Raw genomic sequence first — 302 nt, 5'->3', positions numbered from 1 at the left:
TCTTTCTTTGTTTGTGTGCGCGGTTTCTTTGTTTCTTCACCTGGCTTCTCTGTTTCTCCGCCCGGTTTCTCTGTTTCTTCTCCTGGCTTCTCTGTTTCTCCGCCTGGTTTTCTTCACCCGGCTTCTCTGTCTCCTCACCTGGTTTCTCTGTCTCTTCGCCTGGCTTTTCTGTTCCCTCACCTGGCTTTTCTGTCTCTTCGCCCGGCTTTTCTGTTTCTTCACCTGGCTTCTCTGTCTCTTCACCTGGTTTTTCTGTCTCTCCACCCGGTTTTTCTGTCTCTTCACCTGGTTTTTCTGTCTCT

At 49.7% G+C, this 302-nt stretch carries 1 pseudogene; it reads right to left on the bottom strand.

The window, feature by feature from the left end:
* Positions 1-302: pseudogene (locus DT250_RS27510) on the bottom strand (hypothetical protein); the annotation flags it as partial.

This window comes from Bacillus sp. AR2-1 (assembly GCF_008368755.1).
Lineage (GTDB): Bacteria > Bacillota > Bacilli > Bacillales > Bacillaceae_G > Bacillus_A > Bacillus_A wiedmannii.
The sequence above is the reverse complement of the archived record's forward strand: the minus strand, read 5'-3'. Positions and strand labels throughout refer to the sequence as shown.